The 13935-nt window shown below is 48.5% G+C and carries 20 protein-coding genes and 2 tRNA genes; 17 read left to right on the top strand and 5 right to left on the bottom strand.

Going from position 1 to position 13935, the window contains the following annotated elements:
- Positions 1 to 19: 19 nt before the first annotated feature.
- Complete coding sequence (locus OXN82_RS07520) at positions 20 to 1348, bottom strand: signal recognition particle protein Srp54 (RefSeq protein WP_321211233.1); 1329 nt, start codon at positions 1346 to 1348, stop codon at positions 20 to 22.
- 152 nt (positions 1349 to 1500) lie between these two features.
- Between OXN82_RS07520 and hpt the strand changes: the two genes are divergently transcribed.
- The 16 genes from hpt (at position 1501) to OXN82_RS07440 (ending at position 11024) form a co-directional block, all read left to right on the top strand.
- Entirely contained in the window at positions 1501 to 2082 is a 582-nt protein-coding gene (hpt, locus tag OXN82_RS07515; protein ID WP_321211232.1) for a hypoxanthine/guanine phosphoribosyltransferase, read from the top strand.
- An 8-nt stretch (positions 2083 to 2090) separates the two neighbouring features.
- On the top strand, positions 2091 to 3083 hold the full coding sequence (dph2, locus tag OXN82_RS07510) for a diphthamide biosynthesis enzyme Dph2 (RefSeq protein WP_321211231.1): 993 nt from the start codon (positions 2091 to 2093) through the stop codon (positions 3081 to 3083).
- A gap of 172 nt (positions 3084 to 3255) precedes the next feature.
- Complete coding sequence (locus OXN82_RS07505) at positions 3256 to 3825, top strand: exosome complex RNA-binding protein Csl4 (protein WP_321211230.1); 570 nt, start codon at positions 3256 to 3258, stop codon at positions 3823 to 3825.
- Positions 3826 to 3838: 13 nt separating this feature from the next.
- A complete protein-coding gene (locus tag OXN82_RS07500) occupies positions 3839 to 4096 on the top strand; it encodes a DNA-directed RNA polymerase subunit L (protein WP_321211229.1) in 258 nt (85 codons plus the stop codon).
- Positions 4097 to 4104: 8 nt separating this feature from the next.
- Positions 4105 to 4704: a DUF99 family protein gene (locus OXN82_RS07495; RefSeq protein ID WP_321211228.1), complete on the top strand. Its 600-nt coding sequence runs from the start codon at positions 4105 to 4107 to the stop codon at positions 4702 to 4704.
- Positions 4705 to 4713: 9 nt separating this feature from the next.
- Complete coding sequence (locus tag OXN82_RS07490; protein ID WP_321211227.1) at positions 4714 to 5133, top strand: NUDIX hydrolase; 420 nt, start codon at positions 4714 to 4716, stop codon at positions 5131 to 5133.
- 78 nt (positions 5134 to 5211) lie between these two features.
- On the top strand, positions 5212 to 5526 hold the full coding sequence (locus tag OXN82_RS07485; RefSeq protein ID WP_147671368.1) for a transcription factor S: 315 nt from the start codon (positions 5212 to 5214) through the stop codon (positions 5524 to 5526).
- Positions 5527 to 5574: 48 nt separating this feature from the next.
- On the top strand, positions 5575 to 6003 hold the full coding sequence (locus tag OXN82_RS07480) for a hypothetical protein (protein WP_321211226.1): 429 nt from the start codon (positions 5575 to 5577) through the stop codon (positions 6001 to 6003).
- A 51-nt stretch (positions 6004 to 6054) separates the two neighbouring features.
- A complete protein-coding gene (gene pcn, locus OXN82_RS07475) occupies positions 6055 to 6789 on the top strand; it encodes a proliferating cell nuclear antigen (pcna) (RefSeq protein ID WP_321211225.1) in 735 nt (244 codons plus the stop codon).
- A gap of 19 nt (positions 6790 to 6808) precedes the next feature.
- Positions 6809 to 7480 carry a hypothetical protein gene (locus tag OXN82_RS07470; protein ID WP_321211224.1) on the top strand — a complete coding sequence of 224 codons (672 nt, stop codon included), beginning with the start codon at positions 6809 to 6811 and terminating at the stop codon, positions 7478 to 7480.
- A gap of 142 nt (positions 7481 to 7622) precedes the next feature.
- On the top strand, positions 7623 to 7901 hold the full coding sequence (locus OXN82_RS07465) for a 50S ribosomal protein L44e (protein ID WP_013296475.1): 279 nt from the start codon (positions 7623 to 7625) through the stop codon (positions 7899 to 7901).
- Positions 7902 to 7915: 14 nt separating this feature from the next.
- Positions 7916 to 8095: a 30S ribosomal protein S27e gene (locus OXN82_RS07460; protein ID WP_013296474.1), complete on the top strand. Its 180-nt coding sequence runs from the start codon at positions 7916 to 7918 to the stop codon at positions 8093 to 8095.
- A gap of 14 nt (positions 8096 to 8109) precedes the next feature.
- The gene (locus OXN82_RS07455; protein WP_300477693.1) at positions 8110 to 8889 is read left to right on the top strand and encodes a translation initiation factor IF-2 subunit alpha; all 780 of its coding nucleotides are present in this window, start codon (positions 8110 to 8112) and stop codon (positions 8887 to 8889) included.
- Positions 8886 to 9050: an RNA-protein complex protein Nop10 gene (locus OXN82_RS07450; RefSeq protein ID WP_321211223.1), complete on the top strand. Its 165-nt coding sequence runs from the start codon at positions 8886 to 8888 to the stop codon at positions 9048 to 9050. The genes OXN82_RS07455 and OXN82_RS07450 overlap by 4 nt, the downstream gene beginning before the upstream one ends.
- 11 nt (positions 9051 to 9061) lie before the next feature.
- Positions 9062 to 9835, top strand: a complete 774-nt coding sequence (locus OXN82_RS07445; RefSeq protein ID WP_321211222.1) for a proteasome assembly chaperone family protein — start codon at positions 9062 to 9064, stop codon at positions 9833 to 9835.
- A gap of 28 nt (positions 9836 to 9863) precedes the next feature.
- Positions 9864 to 11024: a TIGR00375 family protein gene (locus OXN82_RS07440; RefSeq protein WP_321211221.1), complete on the top strand. Its 1161-nt coding sequence runs from the start codon at positions 9864 to 9866 to the stop codon at positions 11022 to 11024.
- Between the two features lie 82 nt (positions 11025 to 11106).
- Here the strand turns inward: OXN82_RS07440 and OXN82_RS07435 are convergent.
- The 4 genes from OXN82_RS07435 to OXN82_RS07420 form a co-directional block, all read right to left on the bottom strand.
- A tRNA-Arg gene (locus tag OXN82_RS07435) sits at positions 11107 to 11181 on the bottom strand.
- 22 nt (positions 11182 to 11203) lie between these two features.
- Positions 11204 to 11278 (bottom strand) — tRNA-Arg (locus OXN82_RS07430).
- 45 nt (positions 11279 to 11323) lie between these two features.
- Positions 11324 to 12037, bottom strand: coding sequence for a proteasome assembly chaperone family protein (locus tag OXN82_RS07425; RefSeq protein ID WP_321211220.1), 714 nt, complete (start codon positions 12035 to 12037; stop codon positions 11324 to 11326).
- On the bottom strand, positions 12034 to 12474 hold the full coding sequence (locus OXN82_RS07420; protein ID WP_300477699.1) for a PepSY domain-containing protein: 441 nt from the start codon (positions 12472 to 12474) through the stop codon (positions 12034 to 12036). Before OXN82_RS07420 ends, OXN82_RS07425 begins: the two co-directional genes overlap by 4 nt.
- Before the next feature lie 240 nt (positions 12475 to 12714).
- Between OXN82_RS07420 and frhA the strand changes: the two genes are divergently transcribed.
- Positions 12715 to 13932 (top strand): coenzyme F420 hydrogenase subunit alpha, encoded by a 1218-nt coding sequence (gene frhA / locus OXN82_RS07415; RefSeq protein ID WP_321211219.1) that lies wholly within the window; start codon positions 12715 to 12717, stop codon positions 13930 to 13932.
- Positions 13933 to 13935 lie beyond the last annotated feature (3 nt).

The raw sequence follows: 13935 nt of genomic DNA, 5'->3' as shown, positions 1-13935 counted from the left end.
CTCCTGGTCTAAATCAGATCTACCTCATGAACTGCCTTATGAGCTGGCCCATGGGGCCACCCATTTTTCTCCTGCCAAGTCCCTTCATGGCCTTCCTGGTGACCCTGTAGTACTTTAAAAGTTCCTTGACGTCCTCGTTCCGGGTACCTGACCCCCTTGATATTCTCCGGATCCGGGATTGCTTGATTATGTCGGGTTTTTCCAGTTCCTCATCTGTCATGGAGTCCATTATGATAAGGTACTTCCTTATGGTCTCCTCGGTCATCTTTGTGGCGTCCTTGGGGAGTTTCCCGACACCCGGGAGCATATTCATGACCTGCTGCAGGGGCCCCATCTTGCCCATCATCTCAAACTGGACCCTCATATCCTTCAGTGTGAACTTCCCGGATAGTATGGCGTCAAGGGATTCCTCAGCAATTTCCTCCTCTGAGACCTCCTCAACCTTTTCAAGGAGGCTTTTGAGGTCCCCCATTCCAAGAAGCCTTGATATGAACCTTTCAGGGTCGAAGACCTCCAGGTCATCTATTCGCTCCCCGGTACCTATGAACCTGATGGGGGCACCAATCTCTGCAACAGCTGAGAGGGCACCTCCACCCTTTGCTGACCCATCAAGCTTTGTAACGATTATTGACCCGATATCTGTGGCCTCCCTGAATGCCAGGGCCTGTTCCCTCGCCTGCTGGCCGATTGTCCCATCGATTACGAGTATGGCCTCATGGGGTTTAATGATGGCCGAGAGTTCCTCCATCTCCCTGAGGAGGTCTTTCTCCTCCTTGTGCCTTCCTGCGGTGTCGAATATGATAACATCCTTTTTCTGAAACCTTTCAAGTCCCTTCTCTGCAAGGTCAAGGGCGTTTTTGTTTTCAGGGTCCCCGTAGACACTGATATCCTGGCCCTCTGTGTACTGCTTCAGCTGTTCAAAGGCCGCGGGTCTCCAGGTGTCTGTACAGACCACACCCACGGTGAAACCCTTCTTACGCAGGTACCTTGCAAGTTTACCGATGGTTGTTGTTTTACCGCTCCCCTGGAGCCCCAGGAAGAGTATCCTGTAGGGTTTTTCCTCTATCTTTAATTCATGGGACCTTTCACCAAGGAGCTTAACCATTTCCTCGTAGACTATGCTTATGATGTGCTCCTTGGGTGTTATCCCCTTTGGGGGCTCCTCGTTAAGAGCCCGCTCCTCTATTGATTTTGAAAGATTGAATACAAGTTTTATGTTAACGTCAGACTGGATCAGGGCCCTCTGTATATCCTTAATGACCTCCTTCACGACCTCCTCATCAACTATGGTCATCCCTGCCAGTTTTTTCATTGTTTTACTGAGACTCCTGCCCAGATTTCCAAGCATAGTTTCACCTGCAGTGATCAGTAATCATTAACTATTGTTGGGGCTAACTTATATATTAAGATCCTTTATAAAGGGTATCCTGTGCCGATGTGGATACACTGAAACAGTCAGGTCATGATCACTGTTCACAGACAATAACGGGTGATTGAAAAATGCTTGATAAACTAAAGGAAAGCCTCAGAAATTCCCCTGTAATAAAGAAGGGGGAGTATGACTACTTTGTTAACCCTGTAACTGATGGGATACCACTCACAGAGCCTGAACTCCTTGAGGAAATTGCTGATGAAATAGTGAGAAGATTCAACCCTGATCCTGCCAGTGTGGATAAGATAGTGTGCATTGAGGCCATGGGTATACACCATGCCACGGTGCTATCACTCAAAACCCGCATTCCATTTGTTGTTGTAAGAAAAAGGAGGTACGGCCTCCCCGGGGAGGTTGCGGTCCATCAGATGACAGGTTACAGTGAGGGAGAACTTTACATAAACGGTGTTGATGGGGAAGACCGTGTAATGGTAATAGATGACGTAGTGAGTACCGGCGGAACACTGCTGGCTGTCCTCGAGGCCCTCAGGGAGATGGAAGTGGATGTTGTGGACGTTGTAACCGTCATAGATAAGGGTGAGGGCTCAAGGGTGGTGAAGGAGAGGACAGGGTTCACTGTAAGGAGCCTTGTGAAGGTGGATGTTGTGGACGGGCGGGTCACCGTTGAGGACATCCCTGATGGGGGCTGAATGATTAAATGTCACTCTATGATCTTGAAACAGAAAGGGTTATCAGGGAAATAAAGCGCCTCAAAGCAGATGTTGTTGGACTCCAATTTCCTGAGGGACTTAAAACAAGGGCTGTTGAACTTGCAGAGACTATAGAATCAGAAACGGATGCGACAGCTGTTATATCTGCAGACCCATGCTTTGGTGCATGTGATGTTTCAGACAGGAAGATGAAGGGTATGGTTGATCTAATAATCCACTACGGGCACACACCATTTTCCATTCACTATGAGGTGCCCGTCATATTCATCGAGGCCCGTTCAGGGGTTGATGTAAGGGGGGTCCTGGAGGATGCTGCCCGTCTCCTGGATGGCCACGAAAGGGTGGGCCTTGCAACAACCGCACAGCACCTCCACTTCCTTGATGAGGCAGCGTCCTTCCTTGAGGAGAGGGGCTTTGAGGTTGTTAAGGGCTCAGGGGTAAACACCGCCGAGGGCCAGGTACTCGGGTGTAACTTTTCAGCCATCAGGAATACCGATGCAGACGCATACCTCTTCATTGGAAGCGGAAACTTCCATCCGCTGGGCATAAAACTTTTAACAGGAAGTGATGTTGTGGTGGCTGACCCCTACCATGGTGAAGTAAGGAGAGTGGATGAATTCGCAGATAGGGTCCTCAGGATCAGATTCGCAAGGATAAACAGGGCCTCCTCCGCCGGGAGGTGGGGGATAATAGTTTCATCAAAGGAGGGGCAGAGGAGATTCAAACTGGCCCTTGAGATAAAAAGGAAGCTGGAGTCTGCTGGAAGGGATGCATTCATATTCCTACTTGAAAACGTATCACCAGAGGCACTGCTGCCATTCAGGGAGATCGAGGCGTTCGTGGTTACAGCTTGCCCGAGGATTGCCATTGACGACTCACAGATTTATGATAGGCCACTCCTTAACCCATCGGAACTTGAGATAGCCCTTGGTGAAAGGGAATGGGAGGATTACGTCCTCGATGAGATAATATTTTCCTGAAGATCTTCACTGGCGGTTTAACTGGACACTGCAGAAACCATGTTAACAATCTTACAGCCATACACTGTGAGTAACGCTCAACTTATCATACAAAAAGCATATATATAATCAGAAAGTAATCATAACCCACTGTAACTATGAGGTATTGTTTTTACCTTCAAGAGGTGAATGGATGAAAGTTAAATCTGGGGACATCGTTTTTCCCGGAGACTTTTTAGCTGTAAGTGAAGAGGTACTTCCCTCAGAGGGGACCTACGACGACGATGGAGAAATAAAGTCCCTTGTTGTTGGAGAGGTGGCAAGGGATGATAGGAATAAGAGCATAAAGGTAATCTCAAAGTTCAGCACACCACCCGTCCTCAGGACAGGCTCAAGGGTTATTGGAGAGGTAATAGATGTGAGGGGCCAGAGGGCCCTTGTGAGGATACACAGCATCAGGGGTAACAGGAGGGCCCTTGCAACCTACTTTGTTGGGGGCGTTCATGTTTCACAGGCAAAGAAGGGCTACCTCTCTAAACTTACAGAGGCCTTCAGGATAGGGGATATAGTGGAGGCAAGGGTTACGAAGGTTATGGGCCTTGATGGTATAGACCTCCAGACCTCATCCCGTGACCTGGGTGTCATAAAGGCCATGTGCACGAGGTGCAGGCACTTCATGGAGATGAACGGTAGGGACGAGGTGAGGTGTCCCAACTGTGAAAACAGGGAAAAAAGGAAACTATCAGCGAATTATGAAGGTTAAGGGGTAATGAAAAATGGAAATCATTCTTAACAAGAGATATGAAATGGAGATAGTATTCGAGGGCGAAACACACACCCTCTGCAATGTACTGAGGAGCATACTGATGGAGGATGAAACCGTTAAGGCTGCGGCCTACTCCATCGACCACCCCATAGTGGGGGAACCACAGCTTTACATAAGGGCAAGGAGCCCCAAGAAATCACTCATTAGGGCAGCCGGGACTCTAATTGAGAGATGCGATGAGTTCAGGTCACTCATAGAGTCAGCCTAACTATTTTTATGGAGAACCGTAATTTCAGGCAGATAAAATCCGAGATAAGGATTCTCGGGATAGATGACGCCCCATTCACACCCAGAAGTGACGAGGACGTGCTCCTCGTGGGCACGGTCTTCAGGGGAGGGCACTGGCTTGACGGGGTCCTCACAACGAAGATAAGGGTGGATGGAGATGATGCCACAGAGAAGATAGTTGAAATGGTGAATGGCTCAAGGCACCTCAATCAGCTGAGGGTTATAATGCTGGACGGCCTCACCTTCGGCGGCTTCAACGTGGCGGATATAAATGAGATATCCTCAAGAACCGGACTCCCTGTCATAGTGGTTGTACGCAAATACCCAGACCTTGAGAGGATAAGGAGAGCCCTGAAGCACAGATTCCCTGACTGGGAGAAGAGGTGGCAGAGGATAGAGGACGCCGGGGAGATTCACCGGGTAGAATCCGCCGAGGCGGTCTACATACAGACTGCCGGTATAGACCCGGAGGATGCAGCTGAGATTGTGAGGCTCTCAACGACCAGAAGTTCCATTCCCGAGCCCCTCCGGGCGGCACATCTCATTGCATCAGGGGTTAAACTGGGCGAGTCAAGGGGCAGCGCATGAGGTATTGATATGAGGACACCACTACTCACAGTGGATGTGATAATAAGGTTGTCAGAGGACACCCTGGTACTTGTAAGGAGGGGAAAACCCCCATATGAGGGCTCATGGGCCATTCCAGGGGGATTCGTTGAATACGGGGAAACAGTGGAAGAAGCTGCAAGGAGGGAGGCCTTCGAGGAGACCGGACTTGAGGTGGAACTGGAGGGCCTTCTTGGCGTATACTCGGACCCCTCAAGGGATCCCAGGGGGCACACCGTGAGCATCTGCTTCACAGCAGCTGCTTCAGGAAGACCTGTTGGAGGATCCGATGCTGCCGAAGCCAGGGTGTTTCATATTGATGATATACCCTATGATAACCTTGCATTTGACCATTCACGGATACTTGATGACTTCATAAAATCCATTAGAAACCAGAATGGAGTAAATTAAATCAAAAAAATTATAAGTGTCATTGCAGAAAAATTTTAAAAATCAAAAAATTTAGTTTCTCTTATCAGGAGGAAGAAAATGGAGTTCTGTCCCAGGTGCGGAGCTGTAATGTTTCCTGCGAAGGGAAAATTCAGCTGTCAGTGTGGCTATGAAAAGGATATCACAGATAAACTCAAGGACAAATACAACTTTTCAGAGGAAGTTGAATCAAAGGACAACGTCATATTCACAGGAGATGATGTGAGCACACTACCAACAACAAGGGTGGAATGCCCAAAATGCGGTAACATGGAGGCCTTCTGGTGGTTGCAGCAGACAAGAAGGGCTGATGAATCTGAAACAAGGTTTTTCAGGTGCACCCGCTGCAAGTACACCTGGAGGGAATACGATTGAGGCATGAAGTGCTCTGCTTTAGATTCTGAAGATTGAGGACGGTTCACGATGAACACCGAAAAAACCGGAACCAAAGATTCCGGAGCTGAAAACAAGGAAAAACCAGAGGAACCCAGTTCCCTCAAGGGTTTCATATCAAGGATAAGGGAAGAAATCCAGAATGATGAATCTGATCATGGATTCCCGGTGACACTGATAATAAAGTACAGGGATGACATAGTCAGGTACTCAGCCATGGCCCTTGGAGCGGTCCTTATAATCGCAGGAATAATCGCAATTATCGGATCCTCAGAGAGGGTTGTGGATAACGTTGTCTCAGGTGAGAACACAGTCATTGCAGCATTCCTCATACTCACTGGTCTCCTGCTGCTTGGCGCCTCGATGGTACAGAGCATCGTAGGCAGGACCCCCCTTGAAAGGCTCTATAAACAGGTTAAGAGTGCTGAAACAGGGGAAGAGGAAAAAGAGGAAGAATAATATATAAAGAATGACCCCAATATCTAGCTATATAGGATAAGGAGGACGAAAATGTTCAAGGCAGAATTGAATGATCCTAACATTTTAAGGACGAGCTTCGATGCCATATCATCCATCGTTGATGAGGTTCAGATACAGATCAGTGCCGAAGGCCTGCGTCTCGACGCCCTTGACAGGTCCCACATCACATACGTGCACCTTGAACTGAAATCTGAACTCTTCGATGAATATGTCTGCGATGAACCAGAGAAGATAAACGTGGATACAGAGGAACTCATGAAGGTCCTCAAGAGGGCCAAGTCAAACGACAGGGTTATACTCTCAACCGATGAGGGGAACCTTATAGTCCAGTTTGAGGGAGAGGCAGTAAGGACCTTCAAGATAAGGCTGATTGACATTGAATACGAAACCCCAAGTCCTCCTGAAATCCAGTATGAGAACGAATTTGAGGTGCCATTCCAGCTCCTCAAGGACTCAATAGCAGATATAGACATATTCTCAGATAAGATAACATTCCGTGTTGATGAGGATCGCTTCATGGCATCTGCTGAGGGAGAATTCGGAGACGCCGAGATAGAATATCTCCATGGTGAAAAGATAAGTAAACCTGCAAGGAGTGTTTACTCACTTGACAAGATAAAGGAGATGCTCAAGGCCGATAAGTTCAGTGAGACAGCAATCATCAACCTTGGAGATGACATGCCCCTTAAACTAACACTGAAGATGGCCAGCAATGAGGGAGAGCTGAGTTTCCTCCTTGCTCCAAGAATCGAGGCAGAGGAATAACTGCTGGTGAGGAATGGGGTTGGACGAATTCTTTCAGAAACTGAGGAGGATTCAGAAAAAGGAAAGAACTGAAAGCGGTCTTGCAAGGGTTGGTGATGACTTCTATGAGAGGGTCCACAGCTACCTGGAGGATCTCCTCGAGGCGGTTGGAAATGACCCCTTTGCAAAGGAACACTACCTTATAAGGGACACCCAGAGAATAGCCACCGAGATATGTGAGAGAAGGGAGCACAAGATAACAGACAGTGCAGTGATGAACGTCCAGAGGTCATACCACCTGTTCAACGGGAAACCCCAGTTTGACCTCCAGGATACAACCCCCCTCAACATGACCCCCGAGGAGGAGGAACTCTACTTTTCACTTATAGAGACCCTGAGGGAATTCAGGGAGAAAATAATTCCTTCGATAGAACTTGATAAAGAGAAGGAACCCCGTGCAGAACCTGAAGTTATCCAGAAGCGGAAGGAAAAAAATTCCAGACCACGGGAACCTGAAACCAGGGCCAATGCACTGGATGATAGGGGAGGCATTGAGACGGTGCTGATATTTGAGGAGGTGCCAGCAAGGATAATGGGGGTCGATGAAAAAATTTACGGCCCATTTCGACCACAGGACATTGTTACACTCCCATCGCTCAATGCAGATGTGTTTATAAATGCAAGGAAGGGCAGGAGGATAAGGTACTCATAAATACCATTCTCCTGGCACATTTCTGTCTGTCTGAAAGGTTCCATACAAAGGTATAAATAGAGATTTGAGATATACTAACCCAGTATAAAAAAAGTTCCAGTTATTTTAAAGGCTTACTTTTTCACTTAAGAGGTGATTAGATATGAAGATTCCCAAGGAAAGAAGAACTTACTGTCCAAACTGTAGAAAACACACAGTTCACGAGGTACTTGAATCAAAGAGAAGAAAGGCAAGTGAACTCAAATGGGGTCAGAGGCAGTTCAGACGTGTAACAGCCGGTTACAGGGGTTACCCACGTCCACTCCCCTCAGGTAACAAACCCGTCAAGAAGCTTGACCTCAGGCTCAAATGCAAGGAATGTGGAAAATCACACATCAAGAAAAGGTCCTTCAGGGCTGGAAGAGTTGAATTTGTAGCCTAGGGGTGATATGTGTGATGTTCTACAATACGAAAGGTAATTTTCTCCGGGTTAAATGTATGGACTGCGGTAACCAGCAGGTGGTCTTTGACAGGGCAGCATCATACGTCCAGTGCATAATCTGCGGTAAAACACTTGTTGAGCCAACAGGAGGAAAATCAAAGATCAAAGCCCAGATTCTAGAGGTCCTGGATTAATCTAGGTGTTTTTCATGGTAAGAAGAAAAAATGAATGGCCTGAAGAGGGTGAACTGGTGGTTGGGACCGTTCACAAGGTCCTCAACTACGGCGCCTTCGCAACCCTGGAGGAATATCCAGGGAAGGAGGCTTTCATTCACATATCCGAGGTATCCTCTGGATGGGTTAAGAATATAAGGGACTTCGTAAGGGAGAACCAGAAGATAGTCGCCAGGGTCCTCCGTGTGAACCCAAGGAAGGGGCACGTGGATGTTTCCATGAAAAGGATAAGGGAGGACCAGCGTACAAAGAAGATCCAGGCCTGGAAGATAGAGCAGAAGGCTGAAAAGTTCCTTGAACTGGCAGCAAAGGACCTGGGAAAGGACCTTGACACGGCCTACGAGGAGGTCGGATACGAACTCATGGACATATTCGGCGACCTCTACGGCGCATTTGAAACCGCTGCAGAGGAGGGTGAAAAGGCACTTCTGGAGGAGGGCGTCCCAGAGGACTGGGCCGCTGCCATAACAGAGGTGGCCAAACGTAACATAACACCCCCTGAGGTTCAGATCACAGGATATGTTGATATAAAGTCCTATGCACCCAACGGTGTTGAAATAATCAGGAAGGCTCTTAAATCCGCCCAGGATGAGGGCATAACCGTCCAGGCCGTCGGGGCCCCCAGGTACAGGCTGATAGTGAAATCAACAGATTACCTCAAGGCCGAGAAACAGCTCAAGGAAGCGGCCCAGAGGTGCATAGATATAGTGGAAAAAGAGGGTGGAGAGGGAGAATTCCTCCGTGAACTGACATGAAGATGAGAAGATGCCGTTCATGCATGGAGTACACCCTTAGGGATGTATGCCCCCACTGCGGCGGATCAACAGGGGTTGTTTATCCCCCAAAATTTTCCCCTGAGGACAGGTATGGCGAATACCGGAGAAGACTCAAAAGAGAGGTTTTACTTGAGAAGTAGTGGTGAATAAAATGAGGGAAACAACCATAAATATTCTGGAGGATGTTGAACTTTCCAGCCCGGTTTTCATTGAGGCGCTTCCAGGGATAGGGCATGTCGGGAAACTCGCCGCTGACCATATAATAGATGAACTCCAGGCGGTCAGATTCGCTGAACTCTACTCTCCATCATTCCCACCACAGGTTCTGGTAGATGAGAATGGCATAGTTGAACCCATGAAGAACGAGTTCTACTACCTCAGGGAGGCTGGTGAGGATAAAAGGGATTATATAATACTTGTTGGGAACACCCAGGGCCTTTCACCTGAGGGCCAGTATGAGATCTGCGGCATGATACTAGACTTTGTTGAGGGCTACGGGGTTGAGAGGATATACACCCTCGGGGGACTTGCAACAGGCCAGCCTGTTGAAAAGGCAAGGGTTTATGGTGCAGCCACGGACATGGAACTTGCTGAGAGCCTTAAAGAGCATGATGTTATCCTTCGCTCTGCAGATGGAGGTATAATAGGTGCATCGGGACTACTCCTTGGAATGGGAAGGATGAGGGGTATGCGTGGAGTTTGCCTCATGGGTGAAACACCAGGCTACTTCATAGATGCGGAGGCTGCAAGGGCGCTTCTTGAGGTGCTCCTTGAGATGACAAAGCTCCATGTTGACCTTGAGAAACTCGAGGAGCGTGCAGAGGAGACACGGAAGATGATCTCCAGGGCCCAGCAGATGGAGCAGGAGATGATTGACAGGATGAATCTCAAACCCGGCGAGGAGGACCTCCGTTACATAGGATGATTCTCAATTATTTTTTCTGGCTGATTAAATGATTTTAAATGCTGATCTACATATACACAGCTGTTTTTCAAGGGCAACATCCCGCAACATGGTCATTGAGGCAATAGCGCCCCAGGCAAAACTCAAGGGCCTCCATATCGTGGGAACAGGGGACGCATTCCACCCTGGCTGGAGGAAAATCATTGAGGAATCCACTGAATACGCAGGGGATGGTGTGTATGTGCGGGATGAGTGCAGCTTCATAATAACCGCGGAGGTGGAGGACTCAAGGAGGATTCACCACCTCATAATACTCCCATCCCTGGAGGCTGCAGAGGAAATGGGGGAGAGGATGCCCTCAACCAGCAGCTCAGATGGAAGGCCCAGGGTGCGGATGAACGGGGCCCAGATACTTGAAATGGTACATGAATACGATGGTATCGCGGGCCCGGCACATGCCTTCACCCCCTGGACCAGCATGTACAAATCATATGACAGCTACATGGACTGCTACGGGAAGCGACCGGATTTCCTTGAACTGGGACTCTCTGCGGACACTGAAATGGCAGATAAGATATCTGAACTTGCAGACATACCTTTCCTAACAAATTCAGATGCCCACTCACCGTGGCCCCACAGGCTTGGGAGGGAGTTCAACCAGCTTGAAATGGATGACGTATCCTTCACATCCCTCAAAAGGTCAATCAGGAAGTGCAGGATCAGGGCAAACTATGGCCTGGACCCCCGCCTTGGAAAGTACCATATGACCGCCTGTACAAGGTGCTACAGGATTTACAGCCCCGAGGAGGCACTTCAGATGAAGATGAAATGCCCCTGCGGAGGCAGGATCAAGAAGGGTGTTGACTACAGGATCTATGAACTTTCAACCTGGGATGAGCCACACCATCCCCCGCACAGGCCGCCGTATGTCCATATCATGCCCCTTGCAGAGATAATAGGGATGAAGTATGGTAAGGGTGTCACAACAAAGTTCGTGCAGGGCATCTGGGAGGGTCTTGTGGGGGAGTTTGGGACAGAGATCGATGTCCTTCTCAGCGCCCCAGTTGAGGATATTGGAAGGATCGATGCCGGTGTTGCGGTGGCAGTTGAGGCCTTTCGGGAGGGTTCACTCACCGTTATACCCGGGGGTGGGGGTAAATACGGTGAGATAAGGTTCCCTGCCGAGACACTTGACGCATACTTCAGGTAGATTTATAATCAACAAAAAAATGACTCTTTTACTTAAACTAACTTTATAAGTCAACCCTTAAAATCAGAATGGAAAATGTGAACGGACCCGCCGGGATTTGAACCCGGGACCTTCAGATTAGGAGTCTGATGCCCTATCCTGGCTAGGCTACGGGCCCCTCTGTACTCACCTGTTTTTAGCGGACCCGCCGGGATTTGAACCCGGGACCTTCGGATTAGAAGTCCGACGCCCTATCCTGGCTAGGCTACGGGCCCTACCAAAAGAGTAAAAAGATATTGGATCTCTTCATATATAAACTTTTACATGTATATGGGTGTTTCTGCCTCCCCCTGAACGGTCTCCGCGAGCTTCTTGAGGCGTGACTCGATGGCCTGGGCCTCCTGTAGGAGTGGCTCGGGGTTAACATTTGTACCCAGCATCTCATTTAGAACCTCAACAACACTTGCAGCGGCCCTGGGATCTGGGTAGGGGTTTAGTATCTCTGCAAAGAGGCATGAGGCCGGTATATCCTTAACAGCGCACCTTGTAAGCAGTGTTCCTGAAATACCGTTGAGGTTACCGAAGGGGACTATGGGTATTCCGAGATCTGCGAGTCTCTGGATGACCTCCTGGCTGTTACCTGCACCTGCAACCGGCTGTGACTTTTCACGGACAACCATGCTGTTGAAGGTTATGAGTTCCCTGCTGCTGTTGCGGGTCATCCAGTCCACAATTGCATTTGTCATGTCATAGACCACCGCAGGTGGAAGGATGAAATCCGATAGGAAGAGCACTATCCCATCCCCCTCATATATCCTGAAGGGATGTATTGCGACCCCCTTGTAGAGAACCGCAAGTGGAGGGAAGTACTTGGAGTCAATGTACCCTATCTCCTTCATTTTGAGGTCCTCAACAAGGAGCCACCCCAGGATGTTGCCTATGAGCCCCACACCAGGGGAGCCCTCAAGGACAACGGCATCCTCAACATCCTCCGCATAAATTGTACAGCATTCGGTTTCTGTTTTGATCATCATGGCGCACCACCAGCCCCTCCAAGGTTTTCGCCTGTGATGGGGTCAATGTAGATCTCCCCAACGGCCTGGCCGTTAATCTCCACGGGCACAATGTAAACCCTTTTACCGTTTAACGTAACAAGCCTTGGGGTCCCTGCAGTGGCACCCTCCTGTTTTATGTACTTCTGCGCGATGCTCTTTGCCTCTGAAGATGAGATCTTCACATTCATATCTGAAGCCCCACCTGAACCTGAACCACTGCCACCCTGAGATGATGTGGTTGAGGGGGATTCACTGTGGACGCTTGACTCACCCTGCTGTGGCCCCTGGCTCTGACCGCCCTGGGGGTTGGTGAACTTCCACAGTGTTTCGGAATTCTGACTCACCTGATAACCTGCTGCAACAGCTCCAATTATCAGGACTATTGCCACTGATGCTAGGATCTTTGAGTTTATCATCAACTCACCTTCTCGCGTGTTTGACAACACATATGGACTATGTGGGTACATATATAAATAAATATTCAGTATTACTGAATAAAAAATTAATATTATAAAGTAGATTTTCTACTAATAATAATTCACTTACAACATAATATAAATAGTTTTCACTTTTTTTATAATTGAAAAACTTATAACATTTAAAAATAGTTATAATATTGAAGGTTTTTTGAACTTTAAAAACAAGAGGTGATACATTTGAGCGAAAGGATTGTTATATCGCCGACATCACGACAAGAAGGACATGCAGAACTTGTCATGGAAGTCGATGATGAAGGAATCGTGACAAAGGGGCGATACTTCAGTATTACTCCTGTCAGGGGCCTTGAGAAAATAGTGACAGGTAAAGCACCTGAAACAGCTCCAGTCATTGTCCAGAGGATATGCGGAGTGTGTCCCATACCCCACACACTGGCTTCCGTTGAGGCAATAGACGACTCCCTTGACATTGAGGTTCCAAAGGCCGGAAGACTCCTCAGGGAACTGACACTGGCCGCACACCACGTAAACAGCCATGCAATCCACCACTTCCTCATAGCACCTGACTTCGTGCCTGAAAACCTGATGGCCGATGCCATAAACTCAGTCTCTGAGATAAGGAAAAATGCACAGTACGTAGTTGACATGGTGGCAGGTGAGGGTATCCACCCATCAGACGTGAGGATAGGTGGAATGGCCGACAACATAACAGAACTTGCAAGAAAAAGGCTCTACGCAAGGCTCAAACAGCTCAAACCAAAGGTTGATGAACACGTTGAACTCATGATTGGCCTCATCGAGGACAAGGGCCTTCCAGAAGGTCTCGGTGTCCACAACCAGCCCACACTCGCAAGCCACCAGATATACGGTGACAGGACAAAATTCGACCTTGACAGGTTCACCGAGGTAATGCCAGAAAGCTGGTACGATGACCCTGAAATAGCCAAAAGGGCCTGCTCAACAATACCACTCTACGATGGAAGAAACGTGGAGGTCGGCCCAAGGGCAAGGATGGTTGAATTCCAGGGCTTCAAGGAAAGAGGTGTTGTGGCACAGCACGTTGCAAGGGCACTTGAGATGAAAACCGCACTCTCAAGGGCAATAGAAATACTGGATGAACTCGACACATCAGCACCTGTAAGGGCAGAATTCGATGAGAGAGGTACAGGTAAACTGGGTATAGGTGCAATAGAAGGTCCAAGGGGACTTGACGTGCACATGGCCAAGGTTGAGAACGGCAAGATCCAGTTCTACAGCGCACTTGTCCCAACAACCTGGAACATCCCAACAATGGGTCCAGCAACCGAAGGATTCCACCATGAATACGGACCACACGTTATACGTGCATACGACCCATGTCTCTCATGCGCAACACACGTGATGGTTGTTGATGATGAGGACAAATCAGTGATTAAAAACGAAATGGTCAGAATCTAGGGA

Source organism: Methanothermobacter sp. DP (genome assembly GCF_026692625.1).
GTDB classification, from domain to species: Archaea; Methanobacteriota; Methanobacteria; order Methanobacteriales; family Methanothermobacteraceae; genus Methanothermobacter; species Methanothermobacter marburgensis.
The sequence above is the reverse complement of the archived record's forward strand: the minus strand, read 5'-3'. Positions and strand labels throughout refer to the sequence as shown.

What these genes read in the sequence shown, in the direction of transcription:
- OXN82_RS07480 (WP_321211226.1), top strand. Translation starts at nt 5,575, where the DNA reads ATGAACACCGAAAAAACCGGAACCAAAGATTCCGGAGCTGAAAACAAG.
- pcn (WP_321211225.1), top strand. Translation starts at nt 6,055, where the DNA reads ATGTTCAAGGCAGAATTGAATGATCCTAACATTTTAAGGACGAGCTTC.
- OXN82_RS07520 (WP_321211233.1), bottom strand. Translation starts at nt 1,348, where the DNA reads ATGCTTGGAAATCTGGGCAGGAGTCTCAGTAAAACAATGAAAAAACTG.
- OXN82_RS07445 (WP_321211222.1), top strand. Translation starts at nt 9,062, where the DNA reads ATGAGGGAAACAACCATAAATATTCTGGAGGATGTTGAACTTTCCAGC.
- OXN82_RS07460 (WP_013296474.1), top strand. Translation starts at nt 7,916, where the DNA reads ATGTTCTACAATACGAAAGGTAATTTTCTCCGGGTTAAATGTATGGAC.
- OXN82_RS07440 (WP_321211221.1), top strand. Translation starts at nt 9,864, where the DNA reads ATGATTTTAAATGCTGATCTACATATACACAGCTGTTTTTCAAGGGCA.
- OXN82_RS07505 (WP_321211230.1), top strand. Translation starts at nt 3,256, where the DNA reads ATGAAAGTTAAATCTGGGGACATCGTTTTTCCCGGAGACTTTTTAGCT.
- OXN82_RS07495 (WP_321211228.1), top strand. Translation starts at nt 4,105, where the DNA reads ATGGAGAACCGTAATTTCAGGCAGATAAAATCCGAGATAAGGATTCTC.
- hpt (WP_321211232.1), top strand. Translation starts at nt 1,501, where the DNA reads ATGCTTGATAAACTAAAGGAAAGCCTCAGAAATTCCCCTGTAATAAAG.
- dph2 (WP_321211231.1), top strand. Translation starts at nt 2,091, where the DNA reads ATGTCACTCTATGATCTTGAAACAGAAAGGGTTATCAGGGAAATAAAG.
- OXN82_RS07490 (WP_321211227.1), top strand. Translation starts at nt 4,714, where the DNA reads ATGAGGACACCACTACTCACAGTGGATGTGATAATAAGGTTGTCAGAG.
- OXN82_RS07500 (WP_321211229.1), top strand. Translation starts at nt 3,839, where the DNA reads ATGGAAATCATTCTTAACAAGAGATATGAAATGGAGATAGTATTCGAG.
- OXN82_RS07455 (WP_300477693.1), top strand. Translation starts at nt 8,110, where the DNA reads ATGGTAAGAAGAAAAAATGAATGGCCTGAAGAGGGTGAACTGGTGGTT.
- OXN82_RS07465 (WP_013296475.1), top strand. Translation starts at nt 7,623, where the DNA reads ATGAAGATTCCCAAGGAAAGAAGAACTTACTGTCCAAACTGTAGAAAA.
- OXN82_RS07420 (WP_300477699.1), bottom strand. Translation starts at nt 12,474, where the DNA reads ATGATAAACTCAAAGATCCTAGCATCAGTGGCAATAGTCCTGATAATT.
- OXN82_RS07425 (WP_321211220.1), bottom strand. Translation starts at nt 12,037, where the DNA reads ATGATGATCAAAACAGAAACCGAATGCTGTACAATTTATGCGGAGGAT.
- OXN82_RS07450 (WP_321211223.1), top strand. Translation starts at nt 8,886, where the DNA reads ATGAAGATGAGAAGATGCCGTTCATGCATGGAGTACACCCTTAGGGAT.
- OXN82_RS07485 (WP_147671368.1), top strand. Translation starts at nt 5,212, where the DNA reads ATGGAGTTCTGTCCCAGGTGCGGAGCTGTAATGTTTCCTGCGAAGGGA.